The organism is Aquipuribacter aurantiacus (genome assembly GCF_051216895.1).
Lineage (GTDB): Bacteria > Actinomycetota > Actinomycetes > Actinomycetales > JBBAYJ01 > Aquipuribacter.
The window spans coordinates 1-17,177 of sequence record NZ_JBPKAO010000002.1; the positions used below are offsets into that span (position 1 = coordinate 1).

Below are 17,177 nucleotides of genomic sequence, written 5' to 3' on the forward strand. Positions count from 1 at the left end.
ACCACATCGAGGGACGCGATCTTCAAGTCGGCCAGCTGACCGAGAACGGGGGGTGCGGCTGGCGGCAGGCGCCAGTCGACCTACGGCAGGCGGCCGGCAGGCGGCCGGCAGGAGTCGGCAGGCGCGGCAGCGTCAGGCGTGTCGAAGGCGGTCGGCGGCGGCCTCGCGGGCATGACGCAGCACGGGCAGCCGGTCGCGGACCGCCGTCACCTCCTTCAGGTCGAGGTCGACGACGAGCATCCCCGGCTCGGCGCCCAGCTCGGCCCGCACCTCACCCAGCGGGGACGCGACCGTGCTGCGCCCGATGCCGCCCGCGGCACCGGCGACGGGCTCAAGGCCCGCGGTGCTCGGTTCCGCCTGGTCGCAGGCCAGCACGAAGGACGTGCTGTCCAGAGCCCGGGCGCGCACCAGCAGGTCCCACTGCTCGGCCTTGCCCGGTCCGTCGCCCCAGGACGCGGGGACGACGACGACCTGGGCGCCCGCGTCGGCCAGCGCGGTGAACAGGGCGGGGAAGCGCAGGTCGTAGCAGGTGGCCAGGCCGACCCGGGCGCCCGCGACGCCGACGGTCACCAGGCGGCCTCCGGGTTCGACCGTGTCCGACTCCCGCAGCCCGAACGCGTCGAACAGGTGGACCTTGTCGTAGTGGGTGTCCAACCCGGGACCCGTCGCGAGCAGGGTGTTGCGCACCCGGTCGTCGGCGCCGGGGGTGAACATCCCCACCACGACCGCCAGCCCGGCCTGGCCGGCCAACCGCCTGACCTCGGCCGCCCAGGGTCCGTCCAGCGGCTCGGCGACGCGGGTCAGTCGGGTCCCGAAGCGGGCCATCGTGGCCTCGGGGAACACGACGAGGTCGGCGCCGGCCGCCGCGGCCGCCGCGATGCCGTCGGCCACCAACCGGAGCGTCCGGTCGGGGTCCGACGTCGAGGCGACCTGGCACAACGCGACCCGCATGCCGACACGGTAGGTCAGCGCCGGCCGGGTGGGCCCGGGCCGAGCCCCTTTTGCCGGTCCCGGGGGCGTCACGTACCATCGTGATTCAACGTTCAACCAACAGGGCCCCTCAGGGCCCGGTGCAGGAGCAGCATGACCAGGATCGCGATCGTCGTCGGAAGTACCCGTCCCGGACGCAACGGGGAGGCCGTCGCCCACTGGGTGCAGGAGATCGCCTCCACCCGCGACGACGCCACCTTCGAGCTCCTCGACGTGGCTGCGTTCGACCTCCCGATGCTCGACGAGGCCGTGCCGGCGTCGATGGGCCAGTACGCCAACGAGCACACCAAGCGCTGGGCCGAGGCCGTCGCGTCGTACGACGGCTACGTGTTCGTCACGCCGGAGTACAACCACGCCACGTCGGGCGCGCTCAAGAACGCCATCGACTTCGTCTACGCCGAGTGGAACAACAAGGCCGCCGGCTTCGTCGGCTACGGCAGCGCCGGTGGCGTCCGCGCCGTCGAGAACCTGCGTCTGATCATGGGCGAGCTGCAGGTCGCCGACGTCCGCGGCCAGGTCGCGCTGTCGCTCATGACCGACTTCAAGAACTACAGCGAGTTCACGCCGGCCGACTACCACGTGCAGGTCCTGCACGGGATGCTCGACCAGGTCGTCCGCTGGACCGAGGCGCTCGCACCCCTGCGCGCCGAGGTCGCCGCCCAGGCCGCCTGAGACCGCTGCCCGCACGTCGGGGCCGTCCGCTCCACCGTCCTCGCGGCGGTGCAGGGGACGGCCCCGTCGTCATCGGTGCCGGGGCGCGGCCGCCGGGCGGAGCCAGAGCCGTGACAGCGGGGTGAAGACCCGGTGCGTCGTGCGGGCCCACCACGGTGCGGTCGGCGGCAGCGGCACGCGGACGAAGGTGGCCCGGTAGCGCCAGGCCAGCAGACCGTCCTGCAGGGGCTGGTCGCCGACCACCACCGACCCGGGCGGGGCACTGAGCCGGGTGAACGGCTTGCGGGCACGGCTGCGCTGGCGCCACGTCCCCGGCAGGACGTGCTCGGACACCACGCGCGGCGAGTTGGTCACCACCAGGACCTCCTGGTCGGCCCACAGACGCGACAGCCGTGCCACGCCGGCGTCCACCTCGTCCTGGCCGGTGAGCCACACCGCCACGTACGGCTCCACGTCCAGCAGGACCAGCGCCGGTCGGCCTCGGACGCCGGCGTCGACCTCGTGCTGCCAGCGCCGGACGCCGACGTCCTCGACGCGGCGGAACCGCCTCAGGGACGGCCCAGCCGGGAGTCCATCCGGCGGTCGAACTCGGCGAGCAGGCGGACGACCTCGGGTCGGGCCAGGACCTCCTCGACCTGGTCGGCCCCGGCGGTGACGGGCGCGGGCTCGGGCGTGTCGGTCGAGCCGGAGTCGGCGTCGCGCTCGGTGCCCTCGGGGCCGAAGCGCTCGCGGGCGTACTCGGCCACGGCTCCGCTGAGGTCCTTGACCCCGTCGAGGGCGTCGCTGACGGCGCCGCGGAGCAGGTGCAGGTCCATCTCGTCGACGACCGTCTCGAAGGCCTCGCGGACCCGGCCGGACTCGGCGGTCAGCACCCGGTGGTCGGGGGAGCTCAGCTCGCCCAGGGCGAGGCGGCGGTGGGTGGCACGGCCGACGAGCAGGACCCGGCTGATGTCGTTCGGGACACCGGTGACGGCGCCGGCCAACCGGGTCCACTTGCGGACCGGGAACAGCAGGACCTTGCGGGGGACCGCGGTCACCCGGCGGAGCAGGCCGCCCCTGCGGTCGGTCCACAACGGCTCCACGGCGCTGACGGGGTAGGTGCGCCCGTGGGCCCGCAGCGTCCGGGACACCGCGACCCTGGTCGCCCGCAGGGCGACGGCGTCGTCGAGGATCGGGACGGGCAGGAACCGGGTGGCGGCGCGGACCAGGGCGCAGGCGGTCCACTCGCGCACCAGGGCGGAGGACGGCTCGTCGACGGTCGGGCCGGCGGTGGAGGTCGAGGTCTCGGTCATCAGGTCCATGAGGTACCCCTCCCGGGCCGGGCCAACCCCCGGTTCAGATGATGGTAGCCTCGCGGCGCACCACGGGGGCGGCCGCGAACCGGTCGGCGCTGAAGCCGGTCACGTCGGTGGCCGGGGGCCGACCGGCCAGCAGGTCGCGGACCACCTCGCCTACCGCCGGGGCCTGCAGGAAACCGTGTCCGGAGAACCCCGTGGCGTAGAGGAAGCGGCTGACCTGCGTGGACTCGCCGATCAGGGCGTTGTGGTCGGGGGTCATCTCGTACAGCCCGGCCCAGCCGCGGGTGATGGGCAGGTCGGCCAGGGCCGGGACGCAGGCGCGCGCGGCCTCACGCAGCAGTGGCAGCCAGGACTCGTCGTAGCCGCGGTCGAAGCCGACGGGCTGAGCGGGGTCCGCGATGCCCAGGAGCAGGTCCGCGTCGGCCCCGGTGCCGGCGTCGTGGACGTAGAACGTGGAGGCGAAGTCGATGGTGAACGGCATTCGTCCGGTGCCGGGCGGACGGCGGAACGGGCCGGTGAACCCGATCTGGCGGCGGACGGGCGCGACCGGCAGGTGTACGCCCGCGGTCGCGCCGAGCTGTCGGGACCAGGCGCCCGCGCAGCAGACGACCGCGCCGGTGGTGACGGTCCCGCGCTCTGTCGCGACGCCCGTCACGTGCCCGTCGGTGACGGTGACGCCCCGCACCGGGGTGCCGGTGGCGATGACCGCGCCCAGCCGTCGGGCCGCGTCGGCGTAGCCGGCGACCACCGCGCCGGGGTAGGCCCAGCCGTCCTCGGGGGAGTACGCCGCGGCCAGGTAACGATGGGGGGCGACGTACGGGTTCAGCGCGCGGGCCTCGGCCAGGTCGATGACCCGGCTCGGCACGCCCTGGGCGTTCTGCATGGCCACGCTGTCGCGGAACAGGTCCACGTCGGCCGCGGTGGGCAGCAGGAACAGGTAGCCGACCTGCTGCAGGCCGATGTCCGCGCCGGGGCGGCGGCCGAAGTCCTCGTAGGCCCGCAGGCTGCGGGAGCCGAGGGCGACGTTGAGGGGATCGCTGAACTGCGCCCGGACCCCGCCGATCGGCTTGCCCGAGGACCCCGAGCCTAGCTCGTCGCGTTCGAGCAGGACGACGTCAGCGCCGTCCTCGGCCAGGTGGAACGCGACCGACGTCCCCATCACCCCGCCCCCGATCACGACGACGTCGGCCCCGCGGGGCAGGTCCGGCCGGTGGCTCACGAGGGGGAGTGTGCCCGTCCCGGGTGCGGCGCCTGACGGGAATCGCCCATCCGGTCAGCCGGTGAGGCGGTTCGTGGTGCTGATGAGCTCGAGCCCGACGGGCTCGCTCGAGATCTCGGCCGTGCCGGCGATGTCGATGAACGGGCCGCCGGCCACCGAGTACGCCCCGGTGTAGGTGGTGGTCAGCGTGATGCCGACGTCGCCGGGCTCGCTGTACGCGTGCCAGGTGGTGAGGTCGGGGTAGGGGGCGCCGGGGTCCTCGGTGACCAGCGGGTCGCTGCCGTCGCCGAAGTCCCAGGTGTAGCTGACGGGGGTGGCGCGGACCGTGACGGGGGTGCCGAGCAGGGTGATGTCGAAGGTCTGCTCGTCGGTGCTGCCCGGTTCGACGTACACGTTGGTGCGGGCCCGGATGAGGGCCTCGCCGCCGCCGGGCTGGATGGTCGGCTGCCCGGCCGGCAGGGGCAGGGAGCGGAAGTCCGCGAGCGTGACGACGGGGACCGGTGCCGCCTCGGCCGCGGCCGGGTCGCCGGCGGCCGTGGGGAGGCAGAGGACCCCGTTGAGGGTCCAGCGCGCCCCGGCGGCGGGGACGGCCTCGATCCCGGTGATGGTGGTGGTGTACCGGAAGAACTGGCGGGGTTGCTCGGGTCCCGGCGGGCAGAACTGGAAGGACTCCTCGCAGGGGACGTTGATCGCGGGGTCGGTGGCGTAGGAGTTGCCGCCGCAGGCGTAGACGTAGCGCTCGAGGGTGATGGGGCCGGTGGATGTTCCTGATCCGGCGGAAAGCGCATCGTGCGATGCGACCTGCCTTGACCTGCGATCGCCTGCAAGTTCCCTCATCAGGCCGCCGATCACGGCCGAGTCGCCGGATAGTCGGCCAGAGAAACGATCTTCGCGCCCCCCTCCTGCAGGCGGGGCCGCCGAGGCAGGGGTAGTCGTCGCAACTCCCAGCGAGGCGAGCAGTAGGACTGCAACTGCGGTTATCGGTCTCATTGGATCCCCCCGACGACCCACTCTGAATCAATGAAGAGCACGGCCATAACTGAAGCGAGTTGCTCCCCCTCGAGAACTGTGATCACTCCGCCGTTCTGGTCGAGAACCTCACCGGCGCTCGCGTCAACCTGCATCGCTAGCGCGACCCCGTCCTCCTCCAGGGCGGGGGGGCGATCCACCTCGACATCGATCCGACCACCGTCAATAGCTCCCCCCGCGCCGTACGCGCTCTCAATCTGAGTCGCGAAGCTTTCGCAGGTTCCGCAGGTCTCGACGAATGTGTTGCGCAGTTCCGCGGTGTCCCCGGTCGCCGTTGCGTAGTTCAGCGTCTCGAACCACCACTCGGCGAAGGCAGCGGCGCCTTCGGGGGTCTCCTCGGTGGCGACGGCCGGGAGCTCGGGCGCGACCAGGGCCTCGGCTGTCGCCGTGGCATCCGGGCTGGGGTCGGCGCTCGGCGGGTCGCTGGGTTCGGGCTCGGCCGTCGACGGGACCGGGACGAAGCTGGGCCCCGTCGGGTCGTCGTCGGCCTCGCCGGCGCACGCGCTCGACATCAGCAGCAGCGCCACCCCCGCCGCTGCACCCCACACGCGTGATGCCTGGTTCGTCCCCCGCACGGCGCGAGTCTAGGCAACAAGTCATGTCCGGCGGCAAGACCTTGTGGACAACTTCTCGGCCCAGCAGGAGGGGGTCCGGCCCGAGAAGCGACGACGGTTCTTGGACAGCTGACCGACTCGATCAACCGTCCCAGTTCGTGTGTCGACTCGCTGGGCTGTCTCCGTCGGTGCCGAGGCCCGGGTGCTCGACGCACCTGAGCGAGGTTGCGTCCGGCCGGTCTGGTAGTCAGGACCGCATGACGGTGGGTGAGCGGAGGGCACAGGGAGGGGTCCGGGCCGGCGCGGGACCGGCCGACCGGCGAGGGGAGACGGACCTGGTCGAGGACCTGCGGGCGGCCGTGGGGCCCGAGCACGTCCTCACCGACTCGGTGTCGACCGAGCGCTACCGCCGGGACCAGGCGGCCTGGGCGCAGTGCTGGTCTCCGGTCGCCGTGGTCCGACCGGGGACGGCCGAGCAGGTCCGTGACGTCGTCCGCGCCTGCCTGCGCCACGGCGCTCCGGTGGTGCCGCGCGGAGCCGGCTCCGGCCTGGCCGGCGGCGCCAACTCGGTGGCAGGCGGGGTCGTGCTGAGCACCGAGCGGATGACGGCGGTGCGGGAGGTCGACACCCTCGAGCGGTTGGCCGTCGTGGAGCCCGGCGTCGTCAACGCGGACCTGCGCGCAGCCGTCGCCGAGCACGGGCTCTGGTACCCGCCGGACCCGGCCAGCGCGTCCTGGTCGACCGTCGGCGGCAACGTGGCCACGGACGCCGGCGGCCTCTGCTGCGTCAAGTACGGCGTCACGGGCGACTACGTCCTCGGCCTGCAGGTCGTCACCGGGACGGGCGAGCTGGTCCGGCTCGGCCGGCGGACCGCCAAGGGCGTCGCGGGGATGGACCTGACCTCGCTGTTCGTCGGGTCCGAGGGCACGCTCGGCGTGATCACCGAGGTGACGCTGCGGCTGCGCCCGGCCCGGCCCGTCGAGCACACCGTCGTCGGCTACTTCGACTCCGCGGTCACCGCGGGCGAGGCCGTCGCGGCCGTCGCCGCCGCGGGGGTGGTGCCGTCGGCGATGGAGCTGATGGACCACGCCTGCCTGGTCGCCCTCGACGCCTGGAAGGCGATGGGGCTGTCCACCGAGGCCGACACCGTGCTGCTGGCGCGCACCGACTCCGCCGGGGCGAGGGGCGACGAGGAGGCCGACCTCGTGCTCCGGGCGTTCGAGGCCGCGGGGGCGACCTGGGCCGACCGCTCCGGGGACGAGGCCGAGGCCGAGGCGCTGTTCGAGGCGCGTCGGCTGGGCTACCAGGCCGTCGAACGACTGGGGCCGGTCCTCACCGAGGACGTCTGCGTGCCGCTGGCGGCCCTGCCGCAGATGCTGGCCCGGGTGCGGGCCGCCGCGCAGGAGCACGACCTCGTCATCGCCACCCTCGCCCACGCCGGGGACGGCAACCTGCACCCGCTCATCGTCGTCCCGGCTGGTGACGAGCCCGCCCAGGCGCGGGGTCAGGCCGCGTTCGACCAGGTGATGGCCGACGCCCTCCAGCTGGGTGGCACGGTCACCGGCGAGCACGGCGTCGGGCTGCTCAAGCGTCACGGGCTCACCGCCGAGCTCCCGGCCGAGGTGCTCGCCCTGCAGCGGGCGGTCAAGGACGCCCTCGACCCCCACGGGATCATGAACCCCGGCAAGGTGTGGGCCTGATGCCGACGCCCGGGTCGCGGTCGACGGCCGAGGGGTTCGTCACCGACGCGGACCTCCGCGCCCTCGTGGGTGACGCGCCGTTCACCCACGACCGCTCCCACGAGGACCGGGAGGTCGTCCGGCGCAAGCAGGCGGCGCTCTCGGCGCCGCACGTCGCCGCGTTCGACGGCTGGCGCGCGGCCACGCTCGAGACGATGGGCCGGGCGGGCGTCCGCTCCGCCGCTGACCACCTGCCCCACGTCGACCCGGTCTCCGGTGGGGCCGGCGCCCGCGTCGTCGTGCTGCACGCGGGCCCGTTCCCCTGCCTGATGGGCGTCAACGGCGGCAGCGGGATCGTCTCGCCCGACAACACCGACGGGATCGCGACCCGGATGTGGCGGCTCGCTCGCGAGGCCGGCCTGCCGCGGTCCGAGGTCGTGGAGTGGAACGCGACGCCCTGGCCGGCCGGCCTCGGCCTGGGGCGTGCCGCCGCCCGACCCGTCCTCGACGGCTGGCTCGCTGTCCTGCGGCGCCCGGAGCGCGTCGTGCTGCTCGGGGCCACGGCACGGGAGTTCCGCCGCCAGGTCGAGAGGACGCTCCCGGGGGTCGACGTGCGGGTCGCCCCCAGCCCGGGGCAGATGGCCAGGATCACGACGCCGGACTTCGAGGAGCAGATCGCCCGCGCCCTCGGCGGGCGCTGACACCGACGACGGGCCGACGGCGAGACCCGCGACCTGGCTCTGGTCGCCGACAGGGCCCGGGCACCTGGAGGGAGCCGGGACGACCCGGGGGTCCTCCGATCGGTGGGGAAGGTGTGTCCGAAGGGGTGGGTCGGGGCCGTTCGCGCCGATCGTGACCCTCCGTGCCGGTTGACTCGCACCAGTTGTCCAGCGTCACGAGGTCAGGAGACCCATGTCCAACCAGTACCCGCCGAGCCCCCAGCTCGGTGACACGCCCGACGGTGCCTACGGCGCCCCCGTCGGCACCCAGAACCACCCCGGCCAGCCCCCGGCACCGCAGGGGACCGACGTCGTGTCCATCCTCGGCCTGGTCTTCGCGTTCCTGTTCTGGCCGATCGGGCTCGTGCTGAGCCTCGTCGGGATCAGCCGTACCGGCCGGGGCAAGCGCAACGGTCGGGGCCTCGCGATCGCCGGCGCCATCATCTCGGTCATCGCCGGGATCATCGCCGTCGTCGTCATCGTGGCCATCGCCGGCGCCGCCAGCAACGCGTCGACGGAGCTGGACGCGATCTCCGAGGAGCTCGACGCCGACATCGCCGAGATCGAGGCCTCGGTCGAGGCGGAGGCCCCGGCCGACGTCGCCGCCCCGGCCGAGGACGAGGTCGTCGAGGACGAGGCCGCCGACGAGGGCGTCGCCACCGCGGTCGCCCTGGGCGAGCCCGCCACGGTCGACGGGGTGACGTTCACGGTCACCAGCGAGGACTGCGGCGAGACGACGGTCGGCCAGGAGTTCCTGGAGACCGAGGCGCAGGGCGTCTTCTGCCTGTTCGGCGTCACCGTCGCCAACGGCGGGAACGAGCCCCTGTTCTTCGACAGCTCGAACGTCACGGGCTACATCGGTGACACCGAGTACGGCTCCGACAGCGAGGCCACCATCTACCTGGAGGACAACGACGCGTTCCTCGAGGAGATCAACCCCGGCAACACGATCGAGGCGACCGTCGTGTTCGACGTCCCGGCGGACACGCTGCTGGAGCGCCTCGAGCTGTCGCCCGGCTTCCTGTCGTTCGACAAGGCCGTGGTGACGCTCCGCTGAGCACACCTGAGCACCGCTGATCCGCGGAGGGCCCGTGACGCACCTGTCACGGGCCCTCCGCACGTCCGGGCCGGGCAGTTCGTCCGCTGGGCCGACCGCTGACGTGCGAGGGGTCTCGACGGCTGGCTCGCCGTCCTGCGGCGGCCGGAACGGGTGGTGCTGCCCGCATCACGACACCGGACTTCGAGGAGCAGATCGTGCGGGCCTCGGGTGGTCGCTGGTCGCTGGTCGCTGAACCGCCCGACGGTCGGCCCAGGCCGCGCCCGTGCGTCGTCCCGAGCAGGCGTAGCGTGGTCGAGGTGGCCCGTCGAGCACTGATGTCCCTGCTCGCGGCGGTGGTGCTGCTGAGCGCGGGCTGCGGTGGAGAGCCCGGTCTGCAGGCCCTCCGTTCGGAGACCGTGGCCGATCTGCGCGCCGTGGACCCTCTGCTCCAGCAGTCCCTGTCAGAGGTCCGACGCACCGAACGGGCAGGCGGCGAGGCGTTGGGCAAGCCGGTCTACCCCGCGGTGGGGGTGGTCTACGCCGCGGTCGGGGACACCGAGGAGCTCCTCGACGTCGTGGCCGAGGTGCTCGAGCAGCAGGGCTGGACGCCGCGACCGGACGCCGAGACGACCGACGGTCGGCTGCTCCGGGCGACCCGGGAGCTGCCGGAGGGCCGGGCCGAGGTGAGCGTGTACGCCACGCAGGACGACAGGTTCGACGACGACCAGGGATCGGCCCTGGTGCAGAGCCTGGAGCTGCGGCCGTGAGGGCGGCTCGCGCGGCCTGAGGTGACCACCGTCCGCGGTCGGTCCCTCAGACCCCGCGCTCCGCCGCGACCCGCCCGCGGCGCACGGCCGTCTCCAGCGCGGCGTGGTCACGCTCGGTCTGCTCGGCGTAGGCGTGCGCGAAGCGGCACATCGCGCGGTCGAGCACCTCGCCCTTGCCCACGTAGCCGGCGATCATGGACGCGCCGCTGGTGCGGGCGTGCCCCTTGGCCAGCAACCCGCCGCAGATGCCCACGTAGTCCGCGAACGCCGTCGCCCCGATGTCGTCCAGGGCCAGGGTGCCCTTCATGTTGCGGAACTGGCGGACGTAGAACTGCCGGCCCTCGACCGTGGTCCAGCCGAGCAGCGGGTCGCTCACCGTCTGCAGCGCCTGCTGGTACTCCACGACGCGCTGACCCTGGTGGTCGTGCCACGCGGAGTCGCCGTGCACGAACGGGGCGACGACGGAGCGGCGGGCCTGCTTGAGCTGCAGGAACAGCACGTCGTCCGGGCTGCTGCCCTCGCACAGCGCCACGTACGCGCGCAGGCCGACGCTGCCGACCCCGACGACCTTGTGGGCCATGTCCAGCACGGTGTACCCGCCCAGCAGCCGACGCCAGTGCGGCGCCAGGGTGGTGAGGTACTCGTCGAGCCCGATCGCCAGGGCCTCGGCGTGGGCGGCGTCGAGCCGGGTGATGAGCGGGTGCTCCTCGACGATGCGCCGCCCCCCGAGGTGCTTCTCGGTGAACCGGGGCAGCGCGCGGTCGCTGGTCTTGGTGCGGGCGCGCCCCGCGGCCTTCTCGATGGCGGCGCGCAGCTCGGGGTCGCTGGTGGAGGCCAGCAGCCGCTCGAGGTCCAGGCTCTGGAACGAGCGGGACATCAGCGGCTCGTCGGCCAGGTGACGCACCTGCTCCCGGTAGGCCGCCGACGCCGAGGCGACCGCCGTCTCGCAGTCGTCCTCGGAGTGGCCGTTCTGCCGCCCGGCGACCCAGATGCTGGCGCACAGCCGTCGCAGGTCCCACTCCCACGGCCCGGGGTGCGCCTCGTCGAAGTCGTTGAGGTCGAGCACCAGCTCCCGCTCGGGCGAGCCGTAGAAGCCGAAGTTGCCGACGTGGGAGTCACCGCAGATGACGGGGGTGATCCCGGTGGCGGGCAGCCCGGCGCAGTCGGCGGCCATGACGACCGCGCTGCCGCGCAGGAACCCGTAGGGCGAGGCGATCATTCGCCCGACCCGGACCGGGACCAGCCACTCCTCCCGCCCCACGTGGGAACGCTGCACCAGGTCGACGGGGTCGAACCGGCCGGCCGTGGCCTCCCAGTCGCCCAGCGCGGACCGCTTGACGGTCCCGCGCAGCGCCTTGCCCATGGCCAGCCGCTCGGCCCGCGGCGTGGGGCGGTCCCGCAGCGTCAGGTACGGCTGCGCGGGGGCGTCGGCGTGGACGACGGGGGTGGGCGCGGTCGAGCCGTTCCTGCGTCGGTCGCCCGGGGCACCTTCCACCCGCGCACCGTAGCCGCCCGTCGCCCGGGCCCGGGGATCGGCCCCGCGGCCCTTCCGCCGACGCAGCAGAGGCCGGTGCGGTCGTCCGCCCGCACCGGCCCCTGCTCGCGTCCCGTGGCCTCAGCCGGTGACGCTCACCGGGATCTGCAGCTCACCCGTGCCGGTGCGCACGGTCAGCGTCCCGGTGCCGGCCCGCAGCCCGACCAGCTCACCCGTCGCCGGGTCGTAGCTGGCCACCGCGCGGCGCGGGACGCGCTCACCGTCGCGCACGACGTGGACGTCGTCACCGGCCCACGACACGCTCATCGGCCAGCCCACCGGGACCACGCGCCCGCCCGGCTGCGTGAGCGTCGCCCGCAGCTCGTCCGACGTCCCCACCACGACCTGGCCGTCCCCGACAGAGGCCATCGAGTCGGTCACGGGGTTGACGTCGGCGAGCAGCCAGTCGGTGGCGTCGCGGTCGACGCCCAGCTCCACCCAGCCGGTGAACCCGCCGTCGCCGGGCGCGGTCGAGGCGTCCTTGGCGGTGTTACCGACCACCAGGTACTCCGAGCCGTCGGCGCGGGTGGCGTCGAACGTGCCCGCGTGCCCGGCCACGTACGCGGCGTCCTTGCCGGAGTCGGCCTCGAACTCGGCCAGCCACTGCTGCAGCATCGCGGCCTCGAGCCGGTCGGCCAGCTGGCTGTTCTTGGCCGGGCCGGGGTCGTCGACCGGGTGGTGGGACATGACGACCACGTGGTCCACCGACGGGTCGGTGACGGCGTCGTCGAGCGAGGCGCGCAGGTCCACCAGCTGCTGGTAGTCCGAGCCGCGCAGCGTGCCGAACGCGCTGTTGAGCAGCACGAACCGGGTGCCCTCGTGGTCGAAGGTGCGGCGGGTCTCGCCGAACGCGTCCACGAACTCGTCGATCCGGCTGGTGCCCAGCACCTCGTGGTTGCCGGGGGAGTAGTGCACGGGGAACGCGTCGCCCACCTCCTCCTCCAGGATCCGCTTCGCCAGGGCGAAGTCGGCCGGGTAGGACGTGTCGACGAAGTCGCCGTTGATGACGAGGAACTCCGGGTCGGCGGCGACGATCTCGCGCAGCACCCGGCGGGTGTCGCGCACGACGGTCCCCGCGGCGCCGGCCGCGGTGAACTGGGCGTCGTTCATGACGGCGAACGTCCACCGGTCGTCGTGGTCCTCGCCGGCGACGACGGAGTCGAACGAGTCGGCGCCCGCGTCCTCGCTGCCCAGCACGATGCGGTCCTGCACCTGCTCGGTGGCGGGCACGTCGACCGACTGCGCGACGTCGACGGCCAGGTCGTCGATCGCCAGGCTGCCGGTGTACCGCTCGGCGCCCACGGTCTCCACCGGGTACACCTGCCGCAGGGTCAGCGGGTACTGCACGCCGGCCGGGATCGCGGCGCTGACGGTGCGCCACCCGGTCCAGCTGACACCGGAGGCCTGCTCGGTGAGGTTGACGGTGTAGGTGGTGCCGGCCGCGTCGCGGACGACGGCCCGGAACCAGGCGCCGCGCCCGTCGCCGTCGACGCTCATGCGGATCCGTCGGGGCTCCCCGGGCAGCGGCAGGGCCAGGCCCGGGGTGTTCATGTAGGCGGCGCGGGTGGAGCGGGTGCCGCTGAAGTCGTAGTCCAGCCGCAGCGCGCTCGCGGCGGTGCCGTCGCGTCCGGTGGTGCTGCTCAGGCGCGGGCCGGGGGCGCCGACCTCGCTGGCGTACCAACCGCCCACGCCGCCGCCGAACGCGAAGTCCTCGACGTCGAGCGTGGCCAGCCCGGTGGTGACGGGGACGTAGGTGACGACGTCACCGACGCGGACCGTCAGCACGGTCGCCTCGCCCCCCGTGGTCGCGGTGACGGTGTAGCCGACCCCGTCGGCGGTCACGTCGACGACGTCGTCGGCCGCGGTGACCTCGACGTCCATCGGGTCGACCGGGGCGCGGAACCCGTCGGCGTCGAAGCCGACGACGACCATGCGGGTCGAGGCGCCCGCGTCCTCCAGCGCCACGGTGGCGGGCTCGACGGCGAGGCGCTGCAGCCGGCCCAGGACACGGACCTCGCTGGTCGCCCGGACGGCGCCGGTGCCGCGGCCCGCGGTGGCGACGACCTGGGTGGTGCCGGTACGGCGACCGGTGACGAGCGCGTCGCCGTCGGCGTCCTGACGGACCGACGCGGTCTGGGTGCGGTCGCTGGTCCAGCGCACCGCGGCCGGGGCCGGGCCGAACGTCTCGTCGTGGGGGGTGCCCGACAGCCGCCGGGTCAGGCCGGGGAACACCCGGTCGAGGCCGTCGGACAGGCCGACCACGTCGTCGGCCGTGCCCGGCGTGACGGCGTCGAGGGGGGCGATGCGGATCCCGACGGGCCGCCCGCTGCCCGGGGCGGTGGTCAGGCCCAGGCCGTTGGCGTCGGCCCGCAGGCCGCCGTCGGACGGGTCGTTGACCAGCGTCGGCTCGGCGTCGCCGGCCGAGCGCGCGAGCATCGTGCTCGACCCGCCGCCGTCCAGGTTGAGACCGTCCTCGGCGCCCGCGTCGCGCAGGACCTCGCCGGTCTCGCGGATGGTGGTGCCGCGGGAGTCCGACTGCCGACCGTCGATGACCAGCAGGTACATCGTCTCGCCGTCGTCGCCGAACCCGATGGCCGTGCGGGGGGCCAGGTCGACGTCGTTGAGGGTGCTGGGCACGACGCCGTCGCGGACCAGGACGTCGCCGCCGGCCAGCGCGACCCGCATCTGCGCGTCGCCGCGCAGGTCCAGGGCGTAGCCGACGGGGTCGCCGGGCTGCAGCGCGGCCAGCGGGGCGGCGGTGGCGCCGCGGCCCAGCAGCAGGTAGCCGTCCTCGGGGATGGTGGTCGAGGCCAGGTCGGTGGTGACCGAGGCGACGGTGCCCGCGGTCGGGGTGCCGGTGACCGCGACGAAGGTGGCCGTCTGCCCGCCCACGGCGTAGGTCAGGTCGGCCACGTCGCCCCACTCGGGCGTGTAGACGGCGACCCCGGCGGCCAGGCCCTGCTGGTTGAGCCCCGCCAGCGGGTGCTCCGTGCCGCCCGCGGTCACGGTTCCCGCGAGGACCAGGCTGGCCAGCGAGCCCAGGCCGTCGGTGGTCAACCCGGCGTGGTTGGTGCGGCCCGGGTCGGGGCCCTTGCGGACCTCGCCGTCACGGACCTCGCCGCCCAGGGCCGCGCCCGAGCCGCTGATGTGGAAGAAGTCGCCGTTGATCGCGGCCACGCTGCCGGTGCCGGCGGCCATCTCGGGCACGGTCGCCGTGTCGGCCACGAACTCCGGGGTGAGCAGCTGCAGGTCGTTGGCGCCGCCGGCCAGGTCCACCCTCAGCAGGTCCACGTCGAGCCAGCCCCGCGCGTCGAGGAAGCGGGCCGAGGTCCGCTCCACCCCGGGCGCCACGTCGGTCGAGCTGCTGCTGACGGTCAGGCGGTCGCCGGCGAGGCGCTCCACCTGGGTGAGCGGCTCGCCGGTGTCGGAGCCGGCCGCGCTCCGCTGCTCCGCGGTGGTCGGGCCGGGGTTCGCGGCCCACGCGGGCAGCGACGTCCCGAGGGCGAGCGGCAGGGCCAGCAGCGCGGCGCCGGCCGCGAGGGCACGTGGTCTGGGGGGTGTGGTCACGTGTCGTCACGGTGGCCGCGGCCGGTGTCGGGGTGGTGAACGGGGACCCAACGGCCCGGGAGCGGCGGGTGACGGTCTGGGGCCCCGGTCACTGGTCGCCGGTTGCCGGTCACTGGCCTCGGGTCGCGGGTCGCGGGTCGCGGGTCGCCGGCGGAGCAGCTGACGTCCAGGACGCGATCCGTCTGCGGGGTGGCGCCGGGACTGACATGCTGCCTGCCGATGGACGACGCAGCCCCGACGCGCGGTCGCGCCACCGCAGCGCTCCGCCGCGTCGTCGGTGCGCTCCTGGTCGTCGGGGTCATGACGGTGCCGTCCGCGTGCGGCCGCCCCGGCCCTGAGGAGGACGTGTCATCGGTCCCGCTGCCGCTCGGGGTGGACCCCGGGCCGCGGACGCAGGACCCCCTCCCCGTGGGGACGCTCGACCAGCCGATGGCGGAGGCCTCCGACGCGGCCGCCGAGGCGGGGCCGGCGCCCCCGCCGCCGTGCCCGTCCGCCGCCGCGCTCAGCCTGCGCCAGCAGCTGGCGCAGACCCTCTTCCTGGGCGTCGACGGCGGCTCGGACGACGACGTGCGGTCGCTCGTGGCGGGGGACGAACCCGTCGGTGGGGTGTTCGTCCGCGGTGAGAGCACCACCGTGTTCACCTCCGGGGTCCTGCTGGACCTCGGGGAGCCCCCGACCGCGCCGCTGGTGGCCGTCGACGACGAGGGCGGCCGGGTGCAGCGCCTGGACGCGCTGGCCGGTGACCTGCCCAGCGCGAAGGAGCTGGGTGTGCTGACGCCGCCGCAGGTGCGGGCCCTGGCCGAGGAGCGGGGCCGGGCGCTGGCCGACGTCGGCGTCACCGTGGACTTCGCCCCCGTGGTGGACCTGGGCGGGCAGGCGGACGGTGAGGTCATCGGGGACCGGGCGTTCGCGGAGTCCGCCGACGACGTCGCGGCCGACGCCGGGGCCTTCGCCGACGGGCTGCGGGCGGCGGGCGTCCTCCCGACCCTCAAGCACTTCCCGGGGCACGGCCGGGCCGACGGCGACTCCCACGTCAGCCGGGTGACGACACCGCCGTGGTCGGAGCTGCTGGAGCGGGACGTCGTCCCGTACCGGGTGCTGCCGGAGGAGGGCGAGGTGGCCGTGATGGTCGGCCACCTGGACGTCCCGGGGCTGTCGTCGTCGCCGGACGTGCCGTCCTCGCTGGACCCCGCGGTGTACGACGCGCTGCGGGGCGAGGTGGGCTTCGAGGGTCTGGTCGTGACGGACGACCTGAGCAACATGCGGGCGGTGCGGGACGGCTTCGGTCAGCTGGAGGCGGCGCGCCGGGCCCTGCAGGCCGGGGCGGACATGGCCCTGCTCGTCGCGCCCGAGGACCTGGGCGACCTGCTGGACGAGCTGGAGGTGGAGGTGGCCGAGGGCCGCCTGGACGAGGACCGGGTGGTCTCGGCCGCCGGGGCCGTGCTGCGGGCCAAGGGCTGCTGAGCCGGGGGGGCCCGTCTCACCACCGGTGGGCGACGTCCACCACCAGCCGCGAGGTGTCCCCGGGACCGGCGAGGGTGAGGACCCGGAACGGCAGCCGCGCCCGCACGCCCAGCCCGACGGTCGTCTGCCCCTCGAACGAGCCGGCCCAGGTGACCTGCCGGAACGTGGAGTACCCGCGCACGTCGGTCAACCTCGCCGGGTTGGTCGGGGTGTAGGTGGACCGGCCTCGGTCGTCGTAGGCGGGGGCCCGCAGCACCACCTGCAGCCGGGCGCCGCCCGCGGTGGGGACGACGAAGCCCGAGCCGTCCTGGCGGACCGCCGACACGTACCGGACGTCGTAGCCGTACATCTCGCCGTCCACGTCCAGCACCAGCCGGTCGTAGCAGCCGTGCCGCCCGGAGCGGACCCCCACGAGGTGCCCGGGCGGGGCGGGGGCGTTGACCGTGGCGGAGGACGACTTGGCCAACGAGCCCCACCTGATGCCGCAGTAGGGCGCGGCCTGCGCGGACGTGGGCGCGAGCAGCACCGGCAGCAGCAGGGCCAGGGTGGCGAGCAGGGGGACGAGCGCCCGCCGGGTGCGGGGACGGCGGTTCCGGGGTCGGTCCATGACGGCTCCTCAGGTCTCGGGGCGCCGTCACGGGTACCG

General features: G+C 74.5%; 15 protein-coding genes. 6 read left to right on the top strand and 9 right to left on the bottom strand.

The window, feature by feature from the left end; all coding sequences use genetic code 11:
• Window positions 1-132 precede the first annotated feature (132 nt).
• Window positions 133-951 (bottom strand): carbon-nitrogen hydrolase family protein, encoded by an 819-nt coding sequence (locus ACR80Q_RS02830; protein WP_435376047.1) that lies wholly within the window; start codon window positions 949-951, stop codon window positions 133-135.
• Between the two features lie 132 nt (window positions 952-1,083).
• On the opposite strand from ACR80Q_RS02830, the gene ACR80Q_RS02835 reads away from it, so the two are divergent.
• Window positions 1,084-1,662: an NADPH-dependent FMN reductase gene (locus ACR80Q_RS02835; protein WP_435376048.1), complete on the top strand. Its 579-nt coding sequence runs from the start codon at window positions 1,084-1,086 to the stop codon at window positions 1,660-1,662.
• A gap of 69 nt (window positions 1,663-1,731) precedes the next feature.
• Here ACR80Q_RS02835 and ACR80Q_RS02840 read toward each other — a convergent pair whose 3' ends face one another.
• From ACR80Q_RS02840 to ACR80Q_RS02860, 5 genes are all read right to left on the bottom strand, one after another.
• Window positions 1,732-2,115: a hypothetical protein gene (locus ACR80Q_RS02840; RefSeq protein ID WP_435376049.1), complete on the bottom strand. Its 384-nt coding sequence runs from the start codon at window positions 2,113-2,115 to the stop codon at window positions 1,732-1,734.
• A 95-nt stretch (window positions 2,116-2,210) separates the two neighbouring features.
• Window positions 2,211-2,963 carry a hypothetical protein gene (locus tag ACR80Q_RS02845; protein WP_435376050.1) on the bottom strand — a complete coding sequence of 251 codons (753 nt, stop codon included), beginning with the start codon at window positions 2,961-2,963 and terminating at the stop codon, window positions 2,211-2,213.
• A 34-nt stretch (window positions 2,964-2,997) separates the two neighbouring features.
• A complete protein-coding gene (locus tag ACR80Q_RS02850; protein ID WP_435376051.1) occupies window positions 2,998-4,179 on the bottom strand; it encodes an NAD(P)/FAD-dependent oxidoreductase in 1,182 nt (393 codons plus the stop codon).
• Window positions 4,180-4,233: 54 nt separating this feature from the next.
• Window positions 4,234-5,016, bottom strand: coding sequence for a PKD domain-containing protein (locus tag ACR80Q_RS02855; RefSeq protein ID WP_435376053.1), 783 nt, complete (start codon window positions 5,014-5,016; stop codon window positions 4,234-4,236).
• 149 nt (window positions 5,017-5,165) lie between these two features.
• Window positions 5,166-5,735 carry a DUF6318 family protein gene (locus ACR80Q_RS02860; protein ID WP_435376055.1) on the bottom strand — a complete coding sequence of 190 codons (570 nt, stop codon included), beginning with the start codon at window positions 5,733-5,735 and terminating at the stop codon, window positions 5,166-5,168.
• Window positions 5,736-6,019: 284 nt separating this feature from the next.
• Between ACR80Q_RS02860 and ACR80Q_RS02865 the strand changes: the two genes are divergently transcribed.
• The 4 genes from ACR80Q_RS02865 to ACR80Q_RS02880 all read left to right on the top strand — a co-directional run bounded on the left by ACR80Q_RS02865 (window position 6,020) and on the right by ACR80Q_RS02880 (window position 9,966).
• The gene (locus tag ACR80Q_RS02865) at window positions 6,020-7,462 is read left to right on the top strand and encodes an FAD-binding oxidoreductase (protein ID WP_435376056.1); all 1,443 of its coding nucleotides are present in this window, start codon (window positions 6,020-6,022) and stop codon (window positions 7,460-7,462) included.
• A complete protein-coding gene (locus ACR80Q_RS02870; RefSeq protein WP_435376057.1) occupies window positions 7,462-8,142 on the top strand; it encodes a uracil-DNA glycosylase family protein in 681 nt (226 codons plus the stop codon). Before ACR80Q_RS02865 ends, ACR80Q_RS02870 begins: the two co-directional genes overlap by 1 nt.
• A 211-nt stretch (window positions 8,143-8,353) precedes the next feature.
• The gene (locus ACR80Q_RS02875; RefSeq protein ID WP_435376058.1) at window positions 8,354-9,217 is read left to right on the top strand and encodes a DUF4190 domain-containing protein; all 864 of its coding nucleotides are present in this window, start codon (window positions 8,354-8,356) and stop codon (window positions 9,215-9,217) included.
• Between the two features lie 299 nt (window positions 9,218-9,516).
• Window positions 9,517-9,966 (top strand): hypothetical protein, encoded by a 450-nt coding sequence (locus ACR80Q_RS02880; protein WP_435376059.1) that lies wholly within the window; start codon window positions 9,517-9,519, stop codon window positions 9,964-9,966.
• A 46-nt stretch (window positions 9,967-10,012) separates the two neighbouring features.
• Here the strand turns inward: ACR80Q_RS02880 and ACR80Q_RS02885 are convergent, their stop codons facing one another.
• Together ACR80Q_RS02885 and ACR80Q_RS02890 are read right to left on the bottom strand one after the other, a co-directional pair.
• Window positions 10,013-11,461, bottom strand: a complete 1,449-nt coding sequence (locus ACR80Q_RS02885; protein ID WP_435376060.1) for a DUF2252 domain-containing protein — start codon at window positions 11,459-11,461, stop codon at window positions 10,013-10,015.
• Between the two features lie 120 nt (window positions 11,462-11,581).
• Window positions 11,582-15,067, bottom strand: coding sequence for a phosphodiester glycosidase family protein (locus ACR80Q_RS02890; protein ID WP_435376061.1), 3,486 nt, complete (start codon window positions 15,065-15,067; stop codon window positions 11,582-11,584).
• 219 nt (window positions 15,068-15,286) lie between these two features.
• Between ACR80Q_RS02890 and ACR80Q_RS02895 the strand changes: the two genes are divergently transcribed.
• Window positions 15,287-16,531, top strand: coding sequence for a glycoside hydrolase family 3 N-terminal domain-containing protein (locus tag ACR80Q_RS02895; protein WP_435376062.1), 1,245 nt, complete (start codon window positions 15,287-15,289; stop codon window positions 16,529-16,531).
• A 16-nt stretch (window positions 16,532-16,547) separates the two neighbouring features.
• Here the strand turns inward: ACR80Q_RS02895 and ACR80Q_RS02900 are convergent, their stop codons facing one another.
• Window positions 16,548-17,138: an AMIN-like domain-containing (lipo)protein gene (locus ACR80Q_RS02900; protein ID WP_435376063.1), complete on the bottom strand. Its 591-nt coding sequence runs from the start codon at window positions 17,136-17,138 to the stop codon at window positions 16,548-16,550.
• Window positions 17,139-17,177 lie beyond the last annotated feature (39 nt).